Below are 25,029 nucleotides of genomic sequence, written 5' to 3'. Positions count from 1 at the left end.
AAAATTACGCCACACTTCCCCGTAAAATTGATAGTTAGCCCCTGTGCAAACTGCGCTGATGTCAATTGTGGTGGAGAAACCGATGAGAATTCTGGCAGTGGATGACGACCTGATCATCTTGGAACTGCTGACGCAGTTCGTTCAGGCTGTGGGTGACCATGAGTTGGTTACGGCGGAATCGGGCAGCGAAGCGCTGGATCTCCTGCGTGCCGAAGCGAAGGGGACTTTCGACTGTTTCATGCTCGACATCCAGATGCCGAACATGGACGGGATCGAACTGACCCGCCGCATCCGCATGATGTCGCGCTATGCCGAAACGCCGGTTCTGATGCTGACCGCGATGGCGGACAAACGCTATATCGACGGCGCCTTCGCTGCGGGGGCCACCGACTATGTGACCAAGCCCTTCGAAGTGGCCGAGCTGAAGGCCCGTCTGGGTCTGGTCGCCGGCATGATCGAGGGACGCCGGGCGCGCACCCGCAAGATCTTTGCCGCAAGCGCTGTCGGGGCACAGTCAGGCTCCGCCACGATCGAACTGCACGAACCGATTTCCATCCATGATGTCGACAACGTCATCGAATACGTGGCGATGGAAAACTACGTCCAGCAGTTGACCCGCAGTTCGCTGTTCGGGTCATCGACCTTTGCCTTCACCATGCGCGAGATCGAGCAATATCACGCGGCGATGAGCCCGTTCGAGTTCTACAGCCTGATCTCCGACATGGCCGAGATCATCTCGGACACCCTACAGGGGCACCAGTTCCTGATGTCCTACGCAGGCAGCGGAACCTTCGTTTGCATCACCGAAAGCGGCTGGCGCCCCGATATGGGCAGGCTTGTCGATGCGGTGAACCTGTCGCTGGCGCGCACGGAACTTTACAATAAAGCCGGTGAGCGGCTGCATCCCCGGGTCTCGGGCGGCGACGTCGTCCGCCTGATCTGGAAAAGCGGTGCCGCGGTCATGGATGCGCTGGCAACGGCACATGCGACCGCCGAGGCCGCCAGCGCGGCCCATGGCAAGTCGCAGACCGACTACTGGAATATGGGACAGATCGCATGAAAGACATGGTAGATGAACTTCCCGGTCTGGCCAAGGTAAGGACACGGTTTCTGGAAATGCTGGTGGACCGTCAGGCCCTTATTGCGGAACACGCCCTGAGCGCCTGGGAAGGCGAGACCCTGGATGACATCAACGGCAACCTGGAGGCGGCAAAAGCCATCCTGCACCAGATTGCGGGAACGGCCGGTTCACTCGGATTCACCGATCTTGGGGTTGCTGCGCGCGCCTGCGAGGGCGAAGTCATTGCACATCTCGAAGGCCCGGATGCCGATCTGGCGATTTGCCCCGGGGAAATCATCTATCACATGGATCTCTTCGTGAAGCAGTGCGAAGAAACGCTGAGCACGCTGACCTGATCCCCATCCGGCCCCTGTTCTCCATCCGGCCGGGGTCAGCTCCCGAAAGAACATCCCTCCCTCCCCGGCTGCAACTGCGTCCGGGGCTTTTTCTTGCCCTTTGTCTTTTCCCGATGGTTACTTGCGGATCGCGCTCTTGATCTGGTCGGCCAACGACATCGGGTCGAAGGGCTTGCTGATCACATCGGCCGCGCCGACATTGCGCAGTTCCTCAATCTCGGCGTGCTGGGCGCGGGCGGTCATGAAGATCGCCGGCACATTGGCCAGATGCGGCAGCTTGCGCATTTCCTCAAGCGTCTGACGCCCGGTCATGCCCGGCATCATCATATCGAGCAGAATGACGTCAGGGGTATAATCCTGCACCCGCGCCAGAGCTTCCTCGCCGCACTCGCACTGGATCACATCGAAATCCCCTGCAAGGTCCAAAGACATCTTGGCGATTTCACGAATGTCCGCATCGTCTTCTACATGAATAAGTTTAAGCATTAGGGACTCTCTGTCAGGAGGCGCTGCGCATCTTTACGACATTATCCGCAGGTGTGCTTTCCATGTTGGCTTCGGTTTTGGGCAGGACGAAATAGAATGTCGCTCCTATTCCTTCTGTCGTCTCAAAGCCTATATTGCCACCCAACCCCTCTACAATAGCTTTACAGATGCTCAGGCCCAAACCGGTGCCACCTTTTGCAGATCGGTTCGAATTTTCCATATCCGCAAACCGTTCAAAGACCTTGTGCTGGTCCTTGATGGGAATTCCGGTGCCCTGATCCTTCACCGCGACCCGCACCGAATCGCCCTGATCCTCGATCACGATCCGAACCGTGCTGCCTGGCTTGGAAAATTTGCAGGCGTTGGAAAGGAAGTTGTTGAGGACCTGAATAATCCGGTTCGGGTCCGTATTTATCCAGATCGGCGTATCTTCGCTATTGCTTTCGACTTTCACGGCAAAACGCTGCTGCATCGTGGCATTCGCGTTTTTGGTTTCCGTGATCAGGTCGGAAATATTCACAACCTGCCGGTCAAACTCCATGCGCCCGGCGGCGATCTTTTCCAGATCGAGAATATCATTGATGATCAGCACCAGCCGGTCGGCGTTGCGGTGCGCGATTTCCAGCATGCTGACCGCCTTGTCCGGCAATTCTCCGGCAGCGCGGGACAACAACAGGCCCATCGCCCCCTTGATCGAGGTCAAGGGAGAGCGCAGCTCGTGGCTTACCGTGGAAATGAAATCAGATTTGCGCTGCTCTTCGGATACGCGTTTTGTCATGTCCGCCATCACGATCATGAAGCGCCCCTTGAGCGTACCGGCCTTCAGACGCGTGACGCCGATATGAAACGGCTTGCCGCAATATTCTGTCTCGAACTGGGCGTTGTCCGCACCGGTACTGCGCATGTCGCGGCAGGTCGCCAGGATGCTGCCGACACCGTCCACGCCTTTAAGCTGGGACAGGGGAATAAGCTGTTCGGCCGCACGGCGCAGGCCCAGACGGCCCAGAGCCACCTTGTTCATGTAGGTCGCGGCCATCATGTCGCAATCGACGATCCAGATATCGTCCTTCATTTCGTCCGTCACCTGCGCGATGTCGCGCGCGGCCAGCAATTCATGGGTTTGCGTGACATCCGTGCGGGCAGAGATCGAGCCGATCCATTTGCCTTTCAGATCATAGATCGGACGGACGGTCGTATGGGTATAGAAGACAGAGCCGTCCTTGCGGCGGATCGGGGTCTCGCCGCTCCAGGATTTGCCCATGCTCAGTAGCAAATGGATCGTCGGCGCCAGTTTCTGATTTTCGTCGCAGTACAGATTGTGCACTGACGTTCCGATCAGTTCTTCCCTGCTGTAGCCGGTTGCCTCAAGGAATCGATCATTCACTTCCGTCAGGTTGGTGCTTCTGTCGACGACGTTCACAATGGCATGTTCATTCAAGACGTCGATGCGCTGGCCCAGCGCCAGTGATTGTTTATCGGTGATATATCGCGCACGGCGGACACCCAAATACGACGGCAAAAGGGCCGCAATGGCCACTGCACCCACCACCGGGACAACATTGGACAACGGACCCGTGAGCAAGGCATCGGAGGCAAAGTACCAACTGACCGCCGCAGCGCCACCAAGCGATAAGCTCTTGAATGTATTCAATTTTATTTCAGGCGAACGCATAATTTTGCCTCGAATTTTCTTCCAATTTAGCCGTCTCGCGACAGGACGGCATCAACCGTTAGAAAGTCATGCCGTAATAAACTGTCAGAAATATGGCAAATTGGAACAAGATTGTCCTCACCATATTTACCATGTCACGAGGCCTGCGTCCGATGCCCCGCCACGTGCTCCGCGATCGTATCCAGCTCAGCCCGCGATTTCACCAGATTTGCGCTGACCCTGCCGTCCTGTGCGCGCTGACCATCCGACGACAAGCCCAGGATGCGCACGGGATAGGGAAGGTCTTCGATTTCATCCAAAAGGCAGACCGCATCCCCGTCGGGAAGTGACCAGTCAAGGATGATGACGTCCAGCTGCTCCCGCCCCTCCATCACCGCGCGTGCCTGCGCGATGCTGTTTACATGCCGGACATCGGCAATGTCGCAAAGGCCCGATTGCAGGATCTCCGCGAAGTCCTGGTCATCCTCCACATGCAGGACGTTCAGCTTTTCCGAGCGCCGCCTGCTAGTGGCCTTCCGGACCGGTGGGATTTCCGTCTGCGCCTGCCGGTCCAGCGGGTAGGTGAACCAGAAAACCGTCACACCGTGCCCGGTGCTTTCAAAACCGATATCGCCCTCATGCCGCCGGACAATCCGTTTTGCGATGTTCAGCCCCAGCCCGGTGCCTCCCTTGGTCCTGGTGTCCGAACTATCCGCTTGCGTAAAGGCGTCGAAGATCCGGTGACGGAAGCTCTCGGGAATTGCCTGTCCGGTGTTCTGGACATAGACGATGACCTGATCGGAGACGAGCTCGGCCTTGACCAGCACCGGCGTCCCGGCGTTGGAATATTTGCAGGCGTTGGAAATCAGATTGGCAAGAAGCTGCCGGGTGCGCCCGACGTCCGCGGACACATAGAGTGGCGCTGCAGGCAGATCCACCGTCAGCGTATTCTTGTGTGCCAGCGCATAGGGGGCCAGTTCCTCGACAGCCGCGCGAATGATCTCGTTCATCGTGACGCGCTGAAAATCAAAGGCAATTTCGCCGGAAGAGATCTTTTCCAGATCCAGAATGTCGTTCACGATATCGGCCAGGTTGTCGGCATTGTTGCGCGCGATTTCCAGCAAACGCTCAACCTTGGGAGCCAGTTCGACGTCCTTCATCGCGCCGATCAGCCCCAAGGCCCCCTTGATCGACGTCAATGGCGTGCGCAGTTCATGGCTGACCGTTGCCACGAATTCGTTCTTCATCTGCTCGACCTTCTTCAGTTCGGTGATATCGCTCACCTGACCGATGAAGGAGTTGCTGCCGGCGTTCTTGTCGAAGAACCAGGAGATATGCAGCAGGCACCATCTTTCTTCGCCGCTGCTGTGCATGAATCGGTGCTGGCCGCTGTAGATCTGCGAACTGCGGGTTTCGAGCATTTCCGAAACGCGTGTGGCGATTGCCTTCACCTCTTCCTTGGGCAGAATATCCGACATCCGCATACCGGACGTCAGGTTTTGCTGCTCATAGCCGCTGATCGCGCAGAACGCCGGGTTGACGCTTTCGAAAACGCCGTCCTCGCCCAGCACCACCATGCCGATGGGCGCTGCTTCCAGGACCTGCCGGAACTGGTGTTCGCTGGCTTCAAGCGCGTTGCGCGCGTGGCGCAGGTTGGTCACATCCGTCTGCGTACCGATCATGCGCAGCGCCCTGCCGTTCTCGTCGCGTTCCACGACAACGGCATCCGACCGCATCCAGCGCCAGATGGCATCGCCGAAACGGACCCGGTATTCCGAAATCGACCGCGGGGTTTTCTGGTTGATGCAATCGCGGTCCGCCTGTTTGAGGGCAGGCAGATCTTCGGGGTGAATCCGGTCCAGGAATATCTGCTGGGGATCATCCAGCTTCTCTTCGTCGGGAATCGACATGATCTTGCGCCAGGTGTCGCTGACTTCGGATTTTCCGGTGTTCAGGTCGATGTCGAACACGCCGATCTGCGCGCCCTGAAGCGCCTTGTCGTAACGGGCCTTCAGCTCGTTCGTCTCTTCGATAGCGCGGTATTCCCGGGTCATGTCGCGCACGATGGCCGTCGTCCGCGCCGCGTTTTCATGCGTCAGCCAATTGTTCCGCTGCAAATCCAGGATCAGCCCCTGACCATCGCGCCGGGTGCCGGTGGCGTTGAAAATCTGCCCCCCGGACAGGTTGGTCAGGTCACTGACCATCTCGTCAAAATAGAGATCGACCATCGCTTGCGGCGGATAGCCGAAACAATCGTGCGCCGCCTGATTGGCAAAAAGGATGCGGCCATCGCCATCCATGATGAAAACCGGGATCACCGCATTGTCGACGACGGCGCGATTGGCCTTTTCCTGTGCGTCGACCTGACGGGCGCGCAGCTCGGCCACTTCGGTCAGGGCGTCACCGCGCACGCGCACGGAGCGGATCAGGAACAGCAGCATACCAGTCAGCAGGAGGCCCGCCACCAGGACACCGATGGCAGCATGATAAGGGAAATAAGCGTCGAAGACCGGTGTGCTTGTGTAAACCACCGTCCAGGGCCTGCCATAGTTCGTGATCGTGTAGGAAACCACCTGCTTTCCAGCCGTGGTGTTGACCGCGCCTGCTTGTTTGGCGCTGTCGAAAATGAGGTTGTCGGGATCGGCAACCAGCCCGTCGAATACGGAAATATGATAGCTGCGCCCCTGGTTGGGCGACAATCCTGCCAACAACCTGTAGCCGACGAAGGGCGCATAGACCCAACCGTGGAACGCGCCACGCACCATGCCGCCGCGTTCGGGGACAAATTCGTTCTTCCACAGGGGGCGGAACAGCAGGAAGCCCGGTTGCCTGGTCTCGTCCTGCAACAGCAGGATGCGCGGCGTAAGCTGCGGCATCCCGGTTTCGCGGGCGCGCAGGGCGGTTTCTTTGCGCATCTCTTCAAAAGTGATGTCCAGCCCCAGCGTCCCGATATTCCGGTCCAGCGGCGCGACACGCGAGACGATGAAATGGTCCGGCCCCTCGGTCTGCGGATGTACCGCAAAGTCGGAACGGGTATGAACGCGGGTCCGGCCCAGGAAGTAATCCATGTTTTCCGAACGGACCGGTTCGATAAAGCCGACACCGTCGATCCCGATCAGCAGATCGTCCAGATCCAGAGTCTCGGCGTAGGTCTCGAATTCTGTCTCGCTCACGTTCTCGGAGGCACTGATAAACGCGGCGAGACCGTTCAGGGCTTGCAGATAGGTCTGCATCCGGTAGCGCAGAGCATCGACACCCTCTTCGCTCAGATGCTCAAACTCCGATTTCGCTTTCTGCTGGGTCTGGCTGACGCTGACAGCGAAAAGAGCCGCCGTGACCAGCAGGCAGACTGCCACCAGCATCAACTCCAGTCTTTTCATCGCTTAACCAACCTTGCCGCAAACCAAACTTGCTGGTGCGCGCGAATTATGATGACAACCAAACAGACCTCTTCCCTCGACAAATACCACTATGGGTTGCTTACTGGACTCTGTCAAACTTCAACGGGCCCCAAAACAGGTGTAACGTGGTGATTTTGCACCAGCTATGGCATAGGACATATCACGGCAAAAAACCGCTGGAAACAACGCCTGCAGCACCGGTTGGCGCCTTCATGCGTTGATGTTCGCCTCAAGCATTTTGGGTGTCACGCGCCAGGTGGCATAGGGTTCGTCCGCCAGCTTCCGCTCCAGCGCCTTGAGATCGCTCAGGAACAGGCGAAACACCTCGGCACCACGTTCATCAACCGCGAAATAGGACAGATCCTGCATCAGTTTCGCACGGTCCACATTCAGGTTGAAATTGGCATTCAGCAGGCGCTGGAACACGTCCACAGGCTCCCTTTTGCCATTGGTCTGGATCCGCACCGGATTCTTGTCGACCCACATCTGGTAGTTCCACATGCAACTGCCCAGCGCCTCGTGCTGGACAGAGGCCATGTAGATGAAGCCGGCACAAAGCGTGGCAAGGCTTTCGCGCGTCACCACGCCGCCGGTGACGCCATCAATCCCGTTGGGGATATGGTCATTCAGGGCGCGCAACCAGGCCATGATTGTTTCGTCCCATTGCACCGCTTTGTCGCTGTCGTAATAGGCGTTGATATAGCGGGTCGTATGGGCGTGCATCACGTTATAAAGGTCGCGCAGGTTATCCTGCACCGGGGTGTCGAATTCCCCCTCGGGCAGCCCCCTGTCGCGCCAGTCGAGCGCGGGCACCATGACCGAGGCGCGGTAGCTGTTGAACGTCCGCTGGAACAGGTCGGTCATGCCCTCGTGGGTGAAGGAAAACACGGTCTCGAAGTCACCGCCGCGCAGCATCTGGCCCTTGGCCACCAGGTAGTTGGAATTCTGCGTGCCGAACATATGCGGCCACATCAGGCGGCATATCGGATGATCGCGGTAGAGGTGGTTGCGCGTGGCGACCGAAAGCGGCCCGCCACAGGCCAGATGCACCCAGCCGAAATGGTTCACCAGCGAAATCCTGGTCGAAGCCGCGCACATCGCCGTGCGCACCGCCTCGTTCCAGCGGCCGTCATCGGATTTGATATCGCCCAGCACGCAGGTGATCCGGGTGGCTGTCAGCCTGCCCGAAGCTTTCTTTACCTGGAAATACACACAGCAGCCAAGCGGCCGCAGACCCGGATAGATCTCGTGCTGATCCAGATCGGTGAAATCCCAGACCAGTTCGCCCGCCGTGTTCTTTTCCAGAAAGCAGGCATAGGGGCTGGCGGTTGCCATCTCGCCCAGGTCGGGAAGACCCGCGTGGCGGAAGGCATCGGGCAGCGCGGGCGGAGGGTAAAGCCTGCGATAGGCCGGACGGCAGGCCGCCTCCATGGCCTTGTTGATATCGGCGTCGATCTGCGGCAGTCCGGGCCGGACCGGGGGCAGAACCTGGCTCAGCCAGATGCGGAAGGAGAACGACGCCTGCATGATCCTGTCGGATTCGCCCGGCGGTATCCGGTCGGCCATGTAGATGTCGGTGACCTCCACACCGGGTATCCGCTCGGCCACGGGCACCAGCTTGAGCGGTTGCGGATTGCGCGGCGGCAGCGGGATCTTCCTGGCCTTCTTGAAACGGAAGATCAGCAGGGAGATGGAATTCCACACCGTGCGGCGGAAGATCCAGGTCAAAGGGGGGCGCTGGCTCATTTCGCGGGCTCCTCGGTGTCAAAGGCAGGGTCGCTGCGCGCCGATTTGATCGGCACCCAATCCAGGCTGTAATAATCCCCCCTGTCCCGCGCCCAGGGGTCAAAGGCGTTGATCACCGGGTCAAGCTGGTCGCGCAGCCCCGGCAGGTTGCGCATCAGCACCCGTTTCAGGGGCATGACCTCCTGTTTGTGACCGTTGGGGCGCCCCCGCTCCACCTGCTTGTCGGGGCCGTTGTTGATCACCCAGTCGAGGCCGAAGGTGGAATAGAATTCCGGCCGGAAGGACGAGGTGAAGAACCGGTCGGAAAACAGACGGCGCGAGGCATTGACGATGAAGATCTGGAACTGCGTTTCGGATATCGCGAAACCATGGGGCCTTGTGCTTTCGGCCAGATACCCCACCACCGTGTCCACATCTTCCACGTTATCCACCAGCGATCCATCGGGGTGGCCCAGGCAATCATCGGGAAAAGCCGATTGCCCGGTGCCGCCTGCCGCCCCGTCGGGGGACAATTGCGTGGTGCTGATGATCCTGGAGGCATCACAGACGTGCTGGCCATAGACCTCGCGCAGTTTCTGCGCCAGCGCCCGCTGCTGGGCCAGTGTCTTGTCTTCCTCGTCGGTCCTGTCCTCTTTCTGCGCCAGCCGCTGGTCCACGAAATCGCTGAAGCTGGTCATCTGCCGCAGCCCGATCTGGCGGCGGAATTCGTTGAAACGCGGGATGCCGCGTTCGCGGTCGCGCATGATGTCCAGCGCCATCACGTCAACCACCTTGGTCGGCCCTTCGGGGCGTGACGGCATCGACAGGTTCTGCAGGAATTGCGGCTGGTTCTTCAACCCCAGCGCGCCCAGCCTTTGCCGGCCCATGGAGAGCGCCATGTTCTCAAGCCCGGTTTCATGCATCGCATCCGTCGCCTTGTGGCGAAAGGTGGTCACGATGGGCAATTTGGCCACGATCCGGTTGGGGTCCGCCTGGGCATCGCGCAGCTCGATCAGGTCGGGCAGCAGCGGGTGCAGGCGGTAGACGCTCACGAATTCCTCGGGAAAATTGAAGGGCGAGCCGAAATGGTTCACCCCGTCATTGTCGTAATCCAGATCCGTGATCGACCCGTTCCTGTTCAGCGTGCCGGTGGCGACGATCCCGGCCCCGGATGAAAACACCGAATACCAGGTGGTTTCCTTTTCCCCGTCGCCAGAGCTGCCAAGGTCCGTCACCACCCGGCTGAGGATGCGGTCGATGCCGGGAAAATCATGGAACAACCCGTACCAGTTGGAATTCATTGCCGTATAAAGCGGCTCGTCATAGAGCAGCTGGGGAGTCCATTCGATGGTGTGGATCTTGGCAATCATCGCGGCAACGACCAGGCGGCCGATCTCGAACACTTCCTCATCCGTCACGTCGCGGTAGGCCACCGGGGCCAGCGGGGCTTCCGGGCGGCGCAGGCCGGAATCCCGGCGCGGATGGCGGCGCGCCTCGTTGCGGAAGGCGGTGACGAAACTGTTGTGCTCACGCGCAAAGAGGTTGTGGTAAAAGCTCATCCCGATGGACCAGTTTTCGGGAAATGCGGTGGCTTCCTGCCCGCTCCACTTGGGGTTCATCGGCGCGGGCGTGCAAGAGGTGTCAGCGGCGGCACATTCGGCAACCATCACCGGCAGGTATCCGGCGGCATCGCCCTGATCGCTGCGCAGGGCAACGCTGCGCATCATCAGTTTTGCGGGGTCTTCGGGATCACGCCTGACCCTTGCGCGCGACACCGCGTCATAGCCGTAGATCTGCGAGGCATCCCACCATGCCGTCACCGTGTTCGACGTGGTCTTGTAGGCGCGCCGCAGGCGCGATCCGCCGTCGAAACTGCCGGGCGGCGACGTCTGGTGGAACCTTGCGCCAAATTCCTCTGCCGCCGGATTGCAACCCAGTTCGGCCACTTCCGCGGGCGTCAGGGGGCGCTTTGCCTCCCCCACCCCGGTGCTGTGGCATCCCATCGAGATGCGACGGCTTTCATCATTTCGGCCCTCGTCCAGATGGCTGAACCAGTCGTGGGTCATGAATTGGATCCAATAGGCCGCCAAGACGTTGAAAAACGGGGCTTTCTGGTAATCGCACCGGGCTGTGACATCGTTGCCGGGCAGGCCATAGCCCGCATTGCACAGCTCCGGCGCGGATTGATCGCGGGTGAAGAGCGCGCGGCTGATCACCTGCGGATCGGGGGTCATCATGTCGATCCGGCCCGCATGGCGCGCGGCGGCAATGCTGTTGCCTTGCGACGCGGCGACGATGGGAAAGGTCGATTCGAACTCGACGTTGCGGGGATAGACCGCGCCGGTCGCCCCCATGCCGGGATTGCGCAGATCGTTGCAGGTGCCCTGCAGGTTGCGAAAGCGCAGCATCTCGCCCCGGCAGACCTGTGCACCGGGGCCACCGACACGCGCATAATCGGGGTGTCCGGGCGGCAGCCGCAGTTCCGGCCAGCTTTTCAGCGTCCGCCCGTCCCTGCCATCGCGCCCCAGCACGTAATCGGGATAGGTGCCATTGTCGAAAAGGTTGAACTTGATCAGTTCCACCCGCTGGCGTTCCAGATCCAGCAGCGCGCCGTCGATGCCCCGCCCGGTGCCGCTGAGATGCCTGGCGATAAAGGTGACCGGGTTGTAATTGCTGGACCGCGATGCATCGTCACCTGTGCCCCAGTAGTTCGACCAATCCACCCAGGGCGTGCCGCGCGATGCCGTCGCCACGCTGCCGCCCCGGCAATTGGCCGTGTCATACAGCACCTTGCCCAGAAACCGTTCCTCCCGCGTGGCGGCCACGGGCGGGATGCCGCGCTCTGCCATGGTGATGCAACTGCGGATGCCGGGATCAACGGCAATCCAGATCGCGACGAAGGCCACGCAGAAGACACCCAGACCGGCGACAACATATTTGAACATTGCTTCTCCCTGACCGCGCAAACGGTCCGTAATTTCTTAAATCAAAAACAAAACAAACCGGCGTCAGCGCCGCCAGACATACAAACCAAGTGACAGGAAAACACCGACATCGGCCCAGACAATCGGCCAGAGCCACCAGCGCGGCACCGCGGCATGCAGCCAGATCATCAGCAATGCCGCCGGGATCCCAGCCGCCATGATGAACAAGCTGGCCTTGGCCCAAAGCTCAGAGCCGGACATCAGGCTGCGCGCAATCGCGGCATAGGCCAGCCCCACCAGCAACAGCAGGATCGCAGAGACGTAGAACCCGGCGACAAAGATCGCAAAGACATGCAAAGCGGCGGAAATGCACATGAAAATGCCACCCGATGCCAACGCCTTGCTGTGTATCACCCGCGTCATCCACACCTCCGTTGCATCGGTAAAATTCAACCATGACGATAAAGAGACAACATAATAAATCAAGCGATCAATGCGGCGGGCATGGACCAAGGTCATTGACGCATGGCTGACGCCACGCCAATACTCGGGCTTTTATACTACTATTGAGGGAAGTCGTTTCATGTCGAATGTGGCTGGCAAAGCCTATTGCCTGAACGTCGTAACCCCGACAACCCGGCTGAATGGCTGGGTCAAATCGCTGATCTTTGTCGTGGTGCGCGCCTTTCCGGTGCTGATGGCGGGTCTGCGCGGCCTGTCGGTGATCCACTTTGCCCGCTGGGTCATCATCAAACGGCAGGATTGGCCGCGTTTCGGGCGCGCGGCTCCCAGGCTGCATTATGATTACACGCTGTTTTGCAGCAACTTCAACGGAACCTGGGACCAGTACATCGACGCCTTTTCCGACGGCATCCCCTATATGCTGGATCTGGCGTGGTTCCGCGACTACCGCTATCCCGGTTCGATCCCGCTGCAGCCGTTCCAGCGCTACATCAGGGACAACCAGATCAACACGGATTATTACTACAACGCGACCCCCGGTGCCGCGAAACGCGATGTCGTCGCGGCCCTGCGCGTCTGGCGCGCGGTGCGGGCGCTTGCGCAGATCCGGCCCTACCTCGATCCCATCGCCTTCGAGCAGGAATACAACCGCATGTTCACCGCCATCCAGAACGACCTTGGCGCACCGGGCCCCGGCGTGGTCTCCAGCCTGCCGACCGAACGGGCGCAGGAATTGCGCCAGGAGGGCGTCAACGCGGAATGGCGGGGGCTGCCGCCGGGCATTACCCCATATGAAGACGACCAGAGGGGAGGCATCTGATGGCGAATTATGATGCAGGCCATTACTTCCTCACCGTGATGGCCCCGCTCCAGCGCGACGCCTTTGTCATGGTGGATGGCGTTAGGCGTTCGGTCATTGACCATGTGCGGCACATGCTGGCGACTTTGCCGACAGCCCAACAGGATCATTTCAGCGCCGAGAGCGGGTTGATGAGCCCTTTTGCGCGGGTGCCGGGCACCCATTTCGCGCATCTCTTCATGATCGACACGCTGCATTACAACGGGCGCCGCCCCTCCAACCCGATCATCGACCTGCTGGAAAATGTTCAGCTGACCATTCCCGAGGAGGTGGACGCCCTGCCCCATGCCTACCTTGTGCTTGCCGCCGATTTCGACGCGCCCGATGGCAGCGAGGTCGCGCTCAGGGCCTATACCGACGGGCTTTGGGTGCATATGGCTGCAGAGCTGCGGATGCTCTACCGACATTGCGACGGCTTTGGCGATGTGCGCGATGCCGCGACATTCTTTGCATTCGTGAAGCAGGGCCAGGTGCATACCAACCTGCCCTTCAACGATTACTGGACCTATGAGCCCAAGATGCCCAGCCCGACCCGCTGGATGGCCGCAGCCTCTGCGCTGATGGTCGTGCTGGCCGTGATGGCGCTGCACTGGGGCTTCTGGCCCGGCGGCGGCTGGAGCCTGTTTTTCACCACATCGTTCGCTTTGGTGGCTGTGAACATCGCCATCGTGGCCAGGTTCGGCCTGACGCCATTTCCGGCAGCACCCGACAGCGATCTGCCTTCGATCCTCAAGGCACTTCATGTGCAGCAGAGCTTCCTGCAATTCGGGATCGACAACCTGGGCAAGGGCGGAGCGGAGCTGCGCAGGGCCTTTGATGCCTATTGCGAGACCAACAGGCCGCTTGATGTCGACGGGCCGCGCCAGAAGCCGGGTGTGCTCTGGTCGGATGGCGGCAACAAATGAGCAAGACGCTGGACCTGCGCGACATCCAGGGCAACATCGTCCGCGCCTATGGCCGCTACGGCTTTCCCCATGCGCGCTACTTTCTGTTTCACATCCACGAGGCTGTGGCCGGGCGCAGGTTTCTGGCCGCCCTGCACCCCCGGGTTACCACGTCGGAACGCTGGCGCCACGCCTGGGAAGACGACCACGGCAACCTGCCTGCGCCGCCGCCCGTGACGCTGAACATCGCGCTGACCTGGCAAGGGCTGCGGGTGCTGGACCTGCCCACCGAGACATTGTCGCAATTCCCGCGTGAATTCATCGACGGCATGGCCCCGCGCAAACATATCCTGACCGACACCGGCCCAAGCGGGCATCACAACTGGGACCCGGTCTGGCGCGCACCGATCGAGAAGGAGCCCGGCCGCGACATTCACGTTCTGGTCACGCTCAATGCCCGGATGCTGCCCGACGGCACGCCGGTGCCCGAGCTGGAAGAGATGACCGACTGGCTGCGCAATCTCGGCGCAGGCGAGGGCATGACGCTGCTCACGGGGCATAACAAGGATGGCTCGGGCGATTATCAGCAGGGGGGCGCAAGGCTGGTGCCGCGCGGCGACGGCACCATGATGATCGACGCCCAGGAACATTTCGGCTTCGAGGACGGGATCGGCAACCCGGTCTTTGCCGGCCAGTATCCTCCGCAGGTCGAAGCCCGCCGTGTCAAGGGCCGGGGCAAGATCATGCCGGACCAGACATGGGCACCGCTGGCAACGGGCGAATTCCTGATTGGCCATGTGGATGAATCCCAGCAGATCCCCTTTTCGACCCGGCCGCCCAGGTTCATGTTCAACGGCACCTTCCTCGCGTTCCGCAAGCTGCATGAAAACGTCGGCCTGTTTCACGATTATGTCGACAAGCAAGCCGCCATCTATGCCGATGTGCACGGCGTCCCGCAGGAGGAGGCGCGCCTGACGCTGAAGGCAAAGATGGTCGGGCGCTGGCCCAATGGCGTGCCGCTGATGGCGGCCCCCACCTATGCAGACATGCTGCGCTTTGACGCGGCATGGTCCGACATTCCCGCGATCCGGAACAAATCCGGCGCCCGCACCACTGCCGAGCAGGCGCGGCTGGATGCCTGGAACGAACAGATGATCAACTTCAGGTACCGCGACGATCAGGTCGGCGTCAGCTGTCCGATTTCGGCGCATATCCGGCGCGGCAACATGCGCGACATGCTGGATCCGCGCATCGCTTCGGCCAATCCGCGCGACTGGACCGGATCGGCGCTGACCAACCGCCGCCGCATCCTGCGGCGCGGCCTGCCCTATGGCGCATTCGAGCCGGACAATACCGACGACAGGACCGAACGCGGCGTGATCTTCATCGCCATCTGCGCAAACCTGTTCCGCCAATTCGAATTCGTCCTGCAACAATGGATGAACTATGGGCTCGACCTGAACGCGGGCAATGACACCTGCCCGCTGCTGGGCTACCACCAGCCGGGCTCGAAATTCATGATCCAGGCCGATCCGGAGGGGGAGGACACCCCCTGGGTGATGAACGAACTGCCCCAGTTCATCGAAACACGGGGCGGCGAATATTTCTTTGTCCCCAGCCTCAACACCCTCAACATGATTGCCCTTGGCGTGGTGGACCCCACATGACCGACCTGCCCCCGAACATCTCCGAACCCGAGCAGATCAAGGCGCTGGTCGATATCAACCTTGCCTTTGCCAGGGAAAGCCCAACCCCCGCCCAGCGTTCCGAACATGGCAAGGGGGTCGCGGACCTGCGCGCCACCTTTACCGTGCTGGACCACCTGCCCGAGGAATGCCGCGTCGGTCTGTTCGCAAAACCGGGCCGGTTTGACGCGATCATCCGCTTCTCCAACAGTGCCATGCAGCGCGATGACAAGCGCGACACCCATGGCATGGCCGTCAAGGTGCTGGATGTCCCCATGCCGAGCGCGCCACGCGATGACGCGGGCGTGGCGGTGCAGGACTTCATCTTTATCGACAGCCCGGTCTTCGTGATCGGCGACCTGCGCACCTATATCCCCTTTGATGCGGCCTTCATGGAAGCCAAGCTGAACCTGATGGGCAAGCTCAGGATGGGGCTTCTGGTGCTGCGCAACCTGCATCTGCTGCCTGTCCTGCTGCGGCTGGCCCTGCGCCGGGCCAATGCCCCGCTCAGCGTAAGCTACTGGAGCACGACACCCTACCGGCTGGGCCCTGAACAGGTGGTGAAATACAAGGTCATGCCGATCGGCCCGAACCGCCCAGCCCCGCGCATTCGCGGCAAGGACGGCAGGCGCCACGCGCTCAAGACGCAGCTGGCCTGGGGGCCGGGGCTGTTTTCCTTCGGGGTGATCCTGCGCAATACGCCAAAGACCCAGCCCATCGACAATCCGCGCGTGGACTGGGAGGAACAGGGTGCCCGCTTTGTGCCGCTGGCAGAGATCAGCATTCCCTCCGGCCAGCCGGTCGAGGCACCCGCAGAGATGGAAAACGACCTTGCCTTCTCGCCCGGTCATGCATCGGAGGAACATTACCCGATGGGCGCGATCAACCGGGCGCGGGTGGCGATCTATGCCGCCGCGCAGGACGCCCGCAGAAAAGCCGCCGCGGGCCGCGCCGCCCCACCCCCGGAGTAGGCAGAGGACCGATTCAACCATGCAGCTGAAAAACCCTGCGCCTGCCTGACAAAGGTTGCGCCAATCCGCGCTGATGCCTTGCACTGAGAGGCGCGCCGCGCAACACTGGCGCGGGGAACAGGTTACATGTCAGTCGATACCGTCAACAGCCAGAAGCGCAGTGGCACGGTGCTCTTTGCCGATGTCGTGGGATTTACGTCCTTTGCCGAGAAGATCGGCGAAGAGATGGCCTTCGAGATGATCCAGGATGTCACCGCCAAGATGCAGGCGGCCATCCACGCGCAGGAAGGCACCATCGGCGAATTCCGCGGCGATGGGATCATGGCATTGTTCAGCGTGACCGAAGGGCTTGAGGACGGCCCGTTGCGCGCCTGTCAGGCGGCGCTGGACATCCAGAAGGTGATTGCCGGAACCCAGGCCGACATGACCCGCGCCTATGGTGCGGCACCTCAGGTCCGTGTCGGGGTGCATTGCGGCCCTCTGGTGGTCGGCGACGTGGGCCACCGGAACAAGGCGCATGTGACCATTATCGGGGACACCGCCAATGTCGCCTCGCGGCTCGAAGGGCTGGCCGAGCCGGGACAGGTGCTGATCACCCGCGACCTCTTTTTGCTGGTCGAGGGGCAGGTGAGCGTGCAGGATCTCGGCCCGCATGAGGTCCGGGGCAAGGCGCAGCCGGTGCGGATCTACGCTCTGACGGAGGTGCGCCACCGGATTTCGCGGTTCGAGGCCTCCCGCTCGCGCGGGTTGTCGCGGCTTGTGGACCGCGATCTCGAACTGGCGCAGCTTGAGGATGTGTTCCAGCGCACGCTTGCCGGTCAGATCACCCTGGCGGGCATCCAGGGCGAGCCGGGGATAGGCAAATCACGGCTTGTGCACGAATTCCAGCAGACCCTGCCGGAGGACAAGGTGCGGGTGCTCAAGGGCGATTGCCGCGCGGATGGCACCACGGTGCCCTTTCTGCCCTTTGCCGATATCCTGCGCACGGCCCTGAACCTTGAGGCGCAATCCACCGCGGCCGAGGCCGAAACGGCAGTGGATGCCCTGATCGCGCGGCTGCAGCTGGAGCCTGACACCACCCGGTCCTACCTGATGGCCCTGCTGGGCAAATCCGGTGAGGGCGCGCCGATGCGTGGCGAAAGCGCCGATATGATCGGGGCGCGCATCCGCCAGGTGATCATCGACCTGATCCTGAATGCCAGCCGGGAACGCCCCCTGGTCCTGATCGTGGAGGACCTGCATTGGGCCGATCCCGGCACCCTGCAGATCATCGAACGGCTGCTGTCGCTTGAGAGCGATGTGCCGCTGATGATCCTGGGCACCTGCAGGCCCGGCTTTCAGAAGGCCTGGCTGATGCATGCCCGCGCCACCCGCATCCTGCCCAAACCGATCAGCGAGGCAGCGGTGTCGGGCCTGATCAAGGCGGTGCTGGCCGGATCCGACCAGGCCGATCAACTGGCCGCCCTGGCCATCGAAAAGGCCGAAGGCAACCCGCTCTACGCCGAGGAAATCGCCAAGTTCCTGCTGCAACGTCAGGCAAGCATCGACGCAGGCGCGCCCCTGTCGGGGGACATCGTGCTGCCCACCAACCTGCAAAACATGGTGATGGCCCGCTTTGACAAGCTCGGCCCCGCCTGCCGCAAGCTGTTGCAGGCGGCCTCTGCCATCGGGCGGCGCTTTGACGCCGAGATGGCGCATGGCATCGTGGCCGGGGCAGCGCCGTTCAACCCTGCCCTGCTGGAGGAAGCGGTCGCGGCCGAAGTCATTCTGCCCACCAGATCGGGATACCAGTTCAAACACGCGCTGGTGCAGGACGCGATCTATGACACGTTGCTGCGCGGCCAGCGGCGCGACCTTCACGCCAGGATCGCGCAGGCGCTGGAACATCGGTTCTCCAACCGTGCCGAAGAGACGGCGGAGGCGCTGGCCTATCATTTCGACGAGGCTGAAATGCCGGCCAAGGCGGTGCCCCATCTGATCGCCGCCGGCAGCCGCAACCTCAACCTGTTCTCGCTGGAGGTGGCGGGCACCTCCTTTGCCCGCGCCTTTGAACTGACCGAGGAATTCAAGCTGGATCCGGACCCGGCGCTGATGGGAGAGCTTTTTTCAGGATGGTTCGAGGTCCAGCAGTGGCGTGCCGAATTCGGGCGGATCGTGACCCTGTTCGAGACCCAGCGCGCCCGTGTCGACCGGATCGAGGGGCATCCGACCTATCCGCGCATCCTGGCGCTGGCCGGCACCGCCTATTGCCAGAACAAGCACTTCAAATCCGCCGAAAAACTGTTCGAGCAGGCCATCGAGATCGGCGAGCGCAGCGGCGACGACGATGCGATCACCCATGGCTGCCTTGGCCTGATGGTCATGCATTGCTCTGCCCCCGGTCCGGGCTATTGGGACAAGGTGCGCGCGTTGAGCACGCGGATCAACGACCTCTGGGGCGAGAACGCGCAGCCCTATTATCGCACCTACCTGGAATTCTACGAAACCTGGAGCCATTCGATCAGGGGCGACATTGATCAGGCGCTGGAAGAGGGTCAGCGGCTCTATGACTTTGGCAAGGCAGAGAATTTTCCAGGCGCGGTTGGCTATGGCGCGATCTGCATGGCCTTCAACGAGGCCTATTCGGAGAATTTCGATGCCGCGATCCGCCATGCCAGCGAGGGAGCCGAAGCGGCCGGCGGCAAGGTCGACCAGATGGTCAGCCTGGGGCTCAAGGGGCTGTCCATGGTCATGCAGGGCGATCCCGAGGGCGGCGAGAAGCTGCTGAACGCGGTCTATGAGGACGGTTTGCAGCTGGAATATCGTGGCGTTGCCAATATTGTCGATGGTCCCATCGGACTGGCCAAGGCCCTGCGCGGCGATCTGGGTGGCGGCGTGGCATGGCTGCGGGGTGCCATCGACCGCGCGCTGGAGGTGGGCAACAGCCATGGCGCTGCGATGTCGCATATCTCGCTCGGGACGATCTATCTAATGCTGGCGCGGGGTGACGAAAAACCCGGCCTCGGCATGCTGGCGCGGAACGCGATGTTCCTGCTGCGCGAGGCCCCTTTTGCCAAAAGCCGCGCCCTGGCGCATTTCGAACAGGCGCTGGAGATGGGCCGCGACGTCGGCATGACCGGCGTGGTTGCCCAGGCGCTGCATGGCAAGGGCATGGCGCTGCTGTCCAAACGCAAGAAGGATGCCGCCAGAGCTGCCCTTGAGGAGGCGCGGCATGCCGTCGGCCAGATCCGCTGGTCGTTGATGGAAAACCGCATCAGGGATGACCTGGCCGCAATCGGCTGATGTACTGCCCCCTTCGGATCAGCGCCCTAACCGCAGGCCACCACTGCCCAGAGCATGGCAACATAGGTCAGCTGATGCATCAGTTGATCCACGCCGAAGGCATGCCAGTATCCCGCCTGATCCGGCCCCTTGCCCGAGCTTTCCGCATGGCGGCCCTTGATCCAGTCGATGTGGAAATGCGCCACCCCTTCCACGAGGCAGATCACCAGCGCAAACAATGGCCCCACCCCGACCAGCAACAGAGCCACAAGCGACAGCCCCGCATGGACACCCGCATGCTGGACCCGGCCCAGATGCGCATAGCGCGCCCGGTCCGACAACATGCGCGGGGTCTGCAGAAAGTAATCCGCAAACAGGTGCTTTACCTGTAGAAGGGTCAGCAGAATCAACACCATTTGCATTTCATGCGTCACAGATTTCCCTCCGAAGTGGTAACAGCTTAACCTGCTCCCCCGCCACCGCAAATGATTTGATCTGATGCAGGCGGTCTTGCTACCCTTTGAGCGGGATCTGCCCTGCAAGAAACCGGCCCGCCTGCAAACCAAAGTGGAAATTTCCGATCGAACGCTCCCTGTTTTCCTTCATATGGAAGTATTCAAAACGCGATCAGCTTATCCTGCTGCTGGTCACGCTGACCCTTTTTCCACTGCTCTACCTGACCCTTGAACTGCCCAAGCGCATCATCAACGATGCCATCGGCGCCTCTTCCGAACGGGTGGTGGTGCTGGGATATGACATCGGTCAGGTCTCCTTCCTGATGATCCTGTGCGGATTGTTCCTTGTCTCCGTGCTGCTGCACGGGATCATGAAGATGCGCATCAACACGATGAAAGGCGTGCTGTCGGAACGTCTGCTCAGACGGCTGCGCTATACGCTGATTGCACGCATCCTGCGTTTTCCGGCCCCCTATTTCGAACGCACCAGCCAGGGTGAGCTGGTTTCCATGGTCACGTCAGAGGCCGAACCGATGGGCGGCCTGATGGGCGATGCGGTGGCGCAGCCGGTGTTGCAGGCCGGGCAGATGCTGACCATCCTGGTCTTCCTGTTCCTGCAAAGCGTGGCTTTCGGGCTGGCCGCCTGCGCGCTGATCCCGCTTCAGGCCTGGCTGATCCCGCGCCTGCAGCGGCGCATCAACCTGCTGAACAAAAGCCGTGTGATCCAGGTCCGGGCGCTGGCCGCCGAAATCGGCGAAAGCGCCGCAGGGGCCGCGACGCTGCGCACCAATGGTGGCTGGCGCTACCGGCTGGCGCTGATCTCGGACCGGCTCGGCCAGCTCTACGTGATCCGCTTCGAGATCTTCCAAAAGAAGTTCTTCATGAAGTTCCTCAACAACTTCATCGGCCAACTGACGCCTTTTTTCTTTTACAGCATCGGCGGATACCTCGCGATCACCGGCGACATCACCGTGGGTGCCCTGGTTGCCGCCCTTGCGGCCTACAAGGATCTGGCGAGCCCCTGGAAGGAACTGCTGGCCTATTACAACCAGTCACAGGACATGGCCGTGCGCTGGGAGACGATCACCGAAAGGTTCGCCCCCGCCGACATGATCGACGACCGGTTGTTCGATGGCTTCCCCGAGGATCTGCCGTCACTTTCCGGCGATCTGGAACTCAACGCCGTCTCCGTCGAGGATGCGGAAGGCAATGCCGTGCTGGACAGCATCACCGCCACTTTCCCCAAGGGCAGCACTGTGGCCATCAGCGCCGCCAGCGAAGAGGACCGCCGGGCATTGGCGGCCCTGCTGACCCGCGAGGTGATGCCGGTCAGCGGCAGCGTCACGATTGCCGGTCATGCTTTCGACCAGCTGCATCAGGCCACGATTGCGGCCCGGATCGGCTATGCCTCCTCCAACCCGGTGCTGTTTCAGGGGAATCTGGGCGAAAACATCAACATGGCCCTGCGCCGCGCGCCCCTTGCGCAGATCGAGGACAACCGTGCCTTTGAAAGCCTGCGCACGGGCAACAGCACCGACCCGATTGCGGCAGAATGGCTGGACATGTCGGTCGGCGGGGCCAGAGATTTTGCCGAACTCAGTGCCTGGTGGATGCGCCTGGTGCGCGGCATGGGGATCGAAGACACGCTGTTCCGCCGCGCGATGGAACAAAGGCTCGACAGCGCGGCGCACCCCGACCTTGCCGCCGCCCTTGTCGATTTGCGCGCGCCTCTGGCAAAGTCCATCGCGGAAGCGGACCTGCCGGGCCATATCAGCTTTTTCGACCCGCAGGAGTATACCACCACGCTCGCGGTGGCGGAGAACCTGCTGTTTGCCACCCCCCGCGTTCCGGTCACGGCGGCGCTGCTGGCGCAGCAAACCGACTTCATGGACCTCTTGCAGCAACTGGATCTGGAACAGGACCTTTTGCACCTTGCCGCGGATCTTGTCGAATTGTTGCGCCAGATTTTCGGCCATGACGGCACCGATCACCCGCTGTTCCGCAAGCTGGGGCTGGACCCGGAAACATATGGCGCCGCGCTGGACCTGCTGCCGCGCCACAGACGCGCCGAACCGCTGACCATCGCGCAGAAGGCGCAGCTTCTGGCCGTGCCTTTCGTGATCCCGGCGGAAAAGATCGGCACCGCCTTCCCGCAGGACATCATCAACCGCGTGCTGCAGATGCGCGACCGGCATGGTGCCGCCCTGCGCGACAGCATGGCCGGGGTGTTTCAGCCGCTGGACGTGACAGCCCCCATCGAAGGAATGACCGTGCTGGAGAACGTCCTGTTCGGCAAGATCCGCGACGGCGCCGAAAGCGATGTCGTACAGGCCCTGGTGACAACCCAGCTGCGCGAGGCCGGGCTGGAAAGCGCGGTGCTGCATCTGCTCTTTGACCTGCCGCTCAGCATCGGCGGCGCGAACCTGCCCGCACAGCTCAGCGAACCGCTGGCCCTCAGCCGCGCCGCGATCAAACGGCCCGATGTGCTTGTGCTGGACAATGTGCTGGCCAGCTATGGCGCGGAACAGCGGCAGGGTCTGCAAGACCGTCTGCGCGACCTGCTGCCCGATACGACAATCATCTGCCTCTCCGCGGCCTTCGAGGACAGCGAGGCGTTCGACCGGCGCTTTGTCGTGCAACAGGGCCGGCTGTCGTCGCTGGCAGGCCAGGTCGAGGACACCGCCGATCAGACGGTCAGCGCCGATCTGGCACGCAAGCTGCGCGCCCTTGAACGCACCGATCTTTTTGCCGGTCTAGAGCGCAAGCAGTTGCGCCTGCTGGCCTTCGGCGCGCGCTGGTACGATGCGAAAGCGGGGGATTACGTGTTCCGCAAGGACGATGATCCGGGCGACGGTGCCTACCTCATCCTGTCCGGCGAGGCCGATCTGCTGCTGCCGCAGGAAGGGGCCGAAGACCGGCTGATCACCACCTCCGGCCCGGGGGCATTGGTGGGCGAGCTGGGCCTGATCCGCAACGTCCCCCGCGCCCTGGACATGCGCGCCGCCTCCGACCTCTCCTGCCTGCGCATCGGCGCGGAGGAATTCCTCGCCGTGGTCGAGAACGACGCGGGCACCGCCTACAAGATCCTGCAGGTCGTCGCGGGCTACGTCTGACACCGGGGCTTACGCCGCCCTGTCAGCGACCCCGGTCAAGGCCGCTGACGGGGACAATATGGCAAACTGGAGATACGGAAGGCCCGGGACCGATCAGTACGCACACAAGCCTTCGCAGGGTCTTCCCCGCTACTTCACTGCAAGCTCGGCATGAAGATAGGCTTCGGGATAGCCCATCGGTCTGATCGGCCCGCGTGGCACGACATGGTTCCAGCTGCGCCCGAAATATCCCTGACGGCAATGCACCAGCGATCCCGCCTCCGCCACGCCGGGCAGCGCATAGACGCGGCAGAGCCATCGCCACAGATGCGGATAGTCGAGCACCCGTGCGCCATTGAGTTTCATGCGCACATAATAGACCGGGTCGTGGCGATAAAGCGTCGGGAACAGGCGCAAATCGGCTTCGGTGAACCTGTCGCCCGTCAGAAAGGGGCGTCCATCCGACAGACGCTCCTCCAGCTTTTCGAAGGTCGCGAAATAGGCGTCAAAGGCAGCCTCATAGACCTTCTGATCCGATGAAAACCCGGCCTTATAGGCCCCGTTGTTGATCGTGGTATAGATCAGGTCGTTCAACTCACGAATGTCCTGGCGCAGCGCCTCAACCTCCGGGAAAAGCCGCAAACGATCCGTCGCGATATTGCTGCCAAGCGGCTCCGCCTGCGCATCCAGCATGCGGATGATCTCGGCACTTTCGTTGTTCACGATGCGGCCCGCGATCTTGTCATAGAGGATCGGGACAGATTGCTCGTCGGAGCCTTCGGCTTGGTAGATCTGCCTGGCCAGACGCAACGCCTTGCCGGTGCCGGTCTCAGACGTGCATTCGGGCAGCACTGCCCCCGTCAGGCTCGCAATCCGGTCCGGGGCGAATTCCCACAGGTTCGGCCCTTCCGGATCGTCGTCTCCGGTGCGGTTGGGAAAGGCCACGTCCATTGTGATGCTGTCCTGCAGCCCCAGCACGGAACGGGCCAGGGTGACGCGGTGACACCAGGGGCAATTGAGCGCGACGAAGAGGTGATAGCGGCCCGGTTCCGCCGGAAATTCGGGATCGCCGATGGCATGGCGAAAACCGCTGACGCCGCGCACGAATTCTCCCCGCGCGCGGCGCTGCCTGATGGCGGTCTGGTCTTCTTCGGTTGATCTGTCACTCATGGTGCCAGTTTCACCCTCTGAGCCTGTGATGCAAGATGATCGGCGCTGCCAGCTCTTCTTCGTCGGTCAGATGCCGCTTCAGGAAAGCCTCGATCGTCGCGGCCTTGGCATGCACCTGTCCGGCTTCCTCATGGGCCTGCGCCTCATCCAGCGCAGAGAGCTTGATCAGACGGTTGGCCGTGCGGGTGAAATCGTCCAGCACCCTGTCCAGATCGGCGTGATCCTGTTCCAGCACCTCAAGCCCCGCCTCAAATCGCGGGTCCGCCGCCGAGAGTTCGGGAAAGTAGCTGCGGTCTTCCCAGCCGTGGTGGCCATGCAGGTTCCCGACCAGATTGCCGCCGTAGTAGGACAGACGCCCGGCGTAATCCTCCAGCCCCATAGCGCGGTCCAGCAGGGTTTCCGTATCCAGCCGGACACGCTCCGCCACCCGGCGGAACATCTGATGCGCGCCAAGCCAGTCTCTGGTCTTTTCCTTGAAACCGGGATGAGCCTCCCAGCTGTCACGCGGATATTGATTGAAGAGAAACCGCATTTCCTGAGGCATCTCGGTCTGACGAATGGTGTAGGTATCGAGCATCGGTATTCTC

The 25,029-nt window shown here is 61.6% G+C and carries 17 protein-coding genes; 8 read left to right on the top strand and 9 right to left on the bottom strand.

Features of this window, described 5'->3' with window-relative positions; genetic code table 11:
• The first annotated feature begins 82 nt into the window (after positions 1 to 82).
• Complete coding sequence (locus ACWNZ3_RS05490) at positions 83 to 1,060, top strand: response regulator (protein WP_496901480.1); 978 nt, start codon at positions 83 to 85, stop codon at positions 1,058 to 1,060.
• Positions 1,057 to 1,416: an Hpt domain-containing protein gene (locus ACWNZ3_RS05485; protein ID WP_269367620.1), complete on the top strand. Its 360-nt coding sequence runs from the start codon at positions 1,057 to 1,059 to the stop codon at positions 1,414 to 1,416. Before ACWNZ3_RS05490 ends, ACWNZ3_RS05485 begins: the two co-directional genes overlap by 4 nt.
• Before the next feature lie 117 nt (positions 1,417 to 1,533).
• Here the strand turns inward: ACWNZ3_RS05485 and ACWNZ3_RS05480 are convergent, their stop codons facing one another.
• The 6 genes from ACWNZ3_RS05480 to ACWNZ3_RS05455 form a co-directional block, all read right to left on the bottom strand.
• Positions 1,534 to 1,902 carry a response regulator gene (locus ACWNZ3_RS05480; protein WP_114274668.1) on the bottom strand — a complete coding sequence of 123 codons (369 nt, stop codon included), beginning with the start codon at positions 1,900 to 1,902 and terminating at the stop codon, positions 1,534 to 1,536.
• Positions 1,903 to 1,915: 13 nt separating this feature from the next.
• Entirely contained in the window at positions 1,916 to 3,574 is a 1,659-nt protein-coding gene (locus tag ACWNZ3_RS05475; RefSeq protein WP_496901479.1) for a PAS domain-containing sensor histidine kinase, read from the bottom strand.
• Positions 3,575 to 3,708: 134 nt separating this feature from the next.
• Positions 3,709 to 6,933, bottom strand: a complete 3,225-nt coding sequence (locus ACWNZ3_RS05470) for a CHASE domain-containing protein (RefSeq protein WP_496901478.1) — start codon at positions 6,931 to 6,933, stop codon at positions 3,709 to 3,711.
• A gap of 231 nt (positions 6,934 to 7,164) precedes the next feature.
• Positions 7,165 to 8,700, bottom strand: a complete 1,536-nt coding sequence (locus tag ACWNZ3_RS05465) for a lipoxygenase family protein (RefSeq protein WP_496901477.1) — start codon at positions 8,698 to 8,700, stop codon at positions 7,165 to 7,167.
• Positions 8,697 to 11,624, bottom strand: coding sequence for a peroxidase family protein (locus tag ACWNZ3_RS05460; RefSeq protein ID WP_496901476.1), 2,928 nt, complete (start codon positions 11,622 to 11,624; stop codon positions 8,697 to 8,699). The genes ACWNZ3_RS05465 and ACWNZ3_RS05460 overlap by 4 nt, the downstream gene beginning before the upstream one ends.
• A gap of 63 nt (positions 11,625 to 11,687) precedes the next feature.
• Positions 11,688 to 12,026, bottom strand: coding sequence for a hypothetical protein (locus ACWNZ3_RS05455; RefSeq protein WP_496901475.1), 339 nt, complete (start codon positions 12,024 to 12,026; stop codon positions 11,688 to 11,690).
• Positions 12,027 to 12,186: 160 nt separating this feature from the next.
• On the opposite strand from ACWNZ3_RS05455, the gene ACWNZ3_RS05450 reads away from it, so the two are divergent.
• From ACWNZ3_RS05450 to ACWNZ3_RS05430, 5 genes are all read left to right on the top strand, one after another.
• Complete coding sequence (locus ACWNZ3_RS05450) at positions 12,187 to 12,885, top strand: hypothetical protein (RefSeq protein ID WP_496901474.1); 699 nt, start codon at positions 12,187 to 12,189, stop codon at positions 12,883 to 12,885.
• Positions 12,885 to 13,829 (top strand): hypothetical protein, encoded by a 945-nt coding sequence (locus ACWNZ3_RS05445; RefSeq protein ID WP_496901473.1) that lies wholly within the window; start codon positions 12,885 to 12,887, stop codon positions 13,827 to 13,829. The genes ACWNZ3_RS05450 and ACWNZ3_RS05445 overlap by 1 nt, the downstream gene beginning before the upstream one ends.
• Positions 13,826 to 15,475, top strand: a complete 1,650-nt coding sequence (locus tag ACWNZ3_RS05440; RefSeq protein ID WP_496901472.1) for a Dyp-type peroxidase — start codon at positions 13,826 to 13,828, stop codon at positions 15,473 to 15,475. Before ACWNZ3_RS05445 ends, ACWNZ3_RS05440 begins: the two co-directional genes overlap by 4 nt.
• Positions 15,472 to 16,464: a catalase family protein gene (locus tag ACWNZ3_RS05435; protein ID WP_496901471.1), complete on the top strand. Its 993-nt coding sequence runs from the start codon at positions 15,472 to 15,474 to the stop codon at positions 16,462 to 16,464. The genes ACWNZ3_RS05440 and ACWNZ3_RS05435 overlap by 4 nt, the downstream gene beginning before the upstream one ends.
• Before the next feature lie 126 nt (positions 16,465 to 16,590).
• A complete protein-coding gene (locus ACWNZ3_RS05430; protein WP_496901469.1) occupies positions 16,591 to 19,746 on the top strand; it encodes an ATP-binding protein in 3,156 nt (1,051 codons plus the stop codon).
• Positions 19,747 to 19,772: 26 nt separating this feature from the next.
• Here the strand turns inward: ACWNZ3_RS05430 and ACWNZ3_RS05425 are convergent, their stop codons facing one another.
• On the bottom strand, positions 19,773 to 20,141 hold the full coding sequence (locus ACWNZ3_RS05425) for a DUF3307 domain-containing protein (protein WP_269362110.1): 369 nt from the start codon (positions 20,139 to 20,141) through the stop codon (positions 19,773 to 19,775).
• A 104-nt stretch (positions 20,142 to 20,245) separates the two neighbouring features.
• Between ACWNZ3_RS05425 and ACWNZ3_RS05420 the strand changes: the two genes are divergently transcribed.
• Positions 20,246 to 23,293, top strand: coding sequence for an ABC transporter transmembrane domain-containing protein (locus tag ACWNZ3_RS05420; protein ID WP_496901468.1), 3,048 nt, complete (start codon positions 20,246 to 20,248; stop codon positions 23,291 to 23,293).
• 129 nt (positions 23,294 to 23,422) lie between these two features.
• Here ACWNZ3_RS05420 and ACWNZ3_RS05415 read toward each other — a convergent pair whose 3' ends face one another.
• Together ACWNZ3_RS05415 and ACWNZ3_RS05410 are read right to left on the bottom strand one after the other, a co-directional pair.
• Positions 23,423 to 24,442: a glutathione S-transferase C-terminal domain-containing protein gene (locus ACWNZ3_RS05415; protein WP_496901466.1), complete on the bottom strand. Its 1,020-nt coding sequence runs from the start codon at positions 24,440 to 24,442 to the stop codon at positions 23,423 to 23,425.
• Positions 24,443 to 24,452: 10 nt separating this feature from the next.
• Positions 24,453 to 25,019 carry a hemerythrin domain-containing protein gene (locus ACWNZ3_RS05410; RefSeq protein WP_496901465.1) on the bottom strand — a complete coding sequence of 189 codons (567 nt, stop codon included), beginning with the start codon at positions 25,017 to 25,019 and terminating at the stop codon, positions 24,453 to 24,455.
• Positions 25,020 to 25,029: the final 10 nt, after the last annotated feature.

Source organism: Sulfitobacter sp. IGS-18 (assembly GCF_059628195.1).
This window is presented reverse-complemented; position numbering and strand designations above follow the sequence as displayed.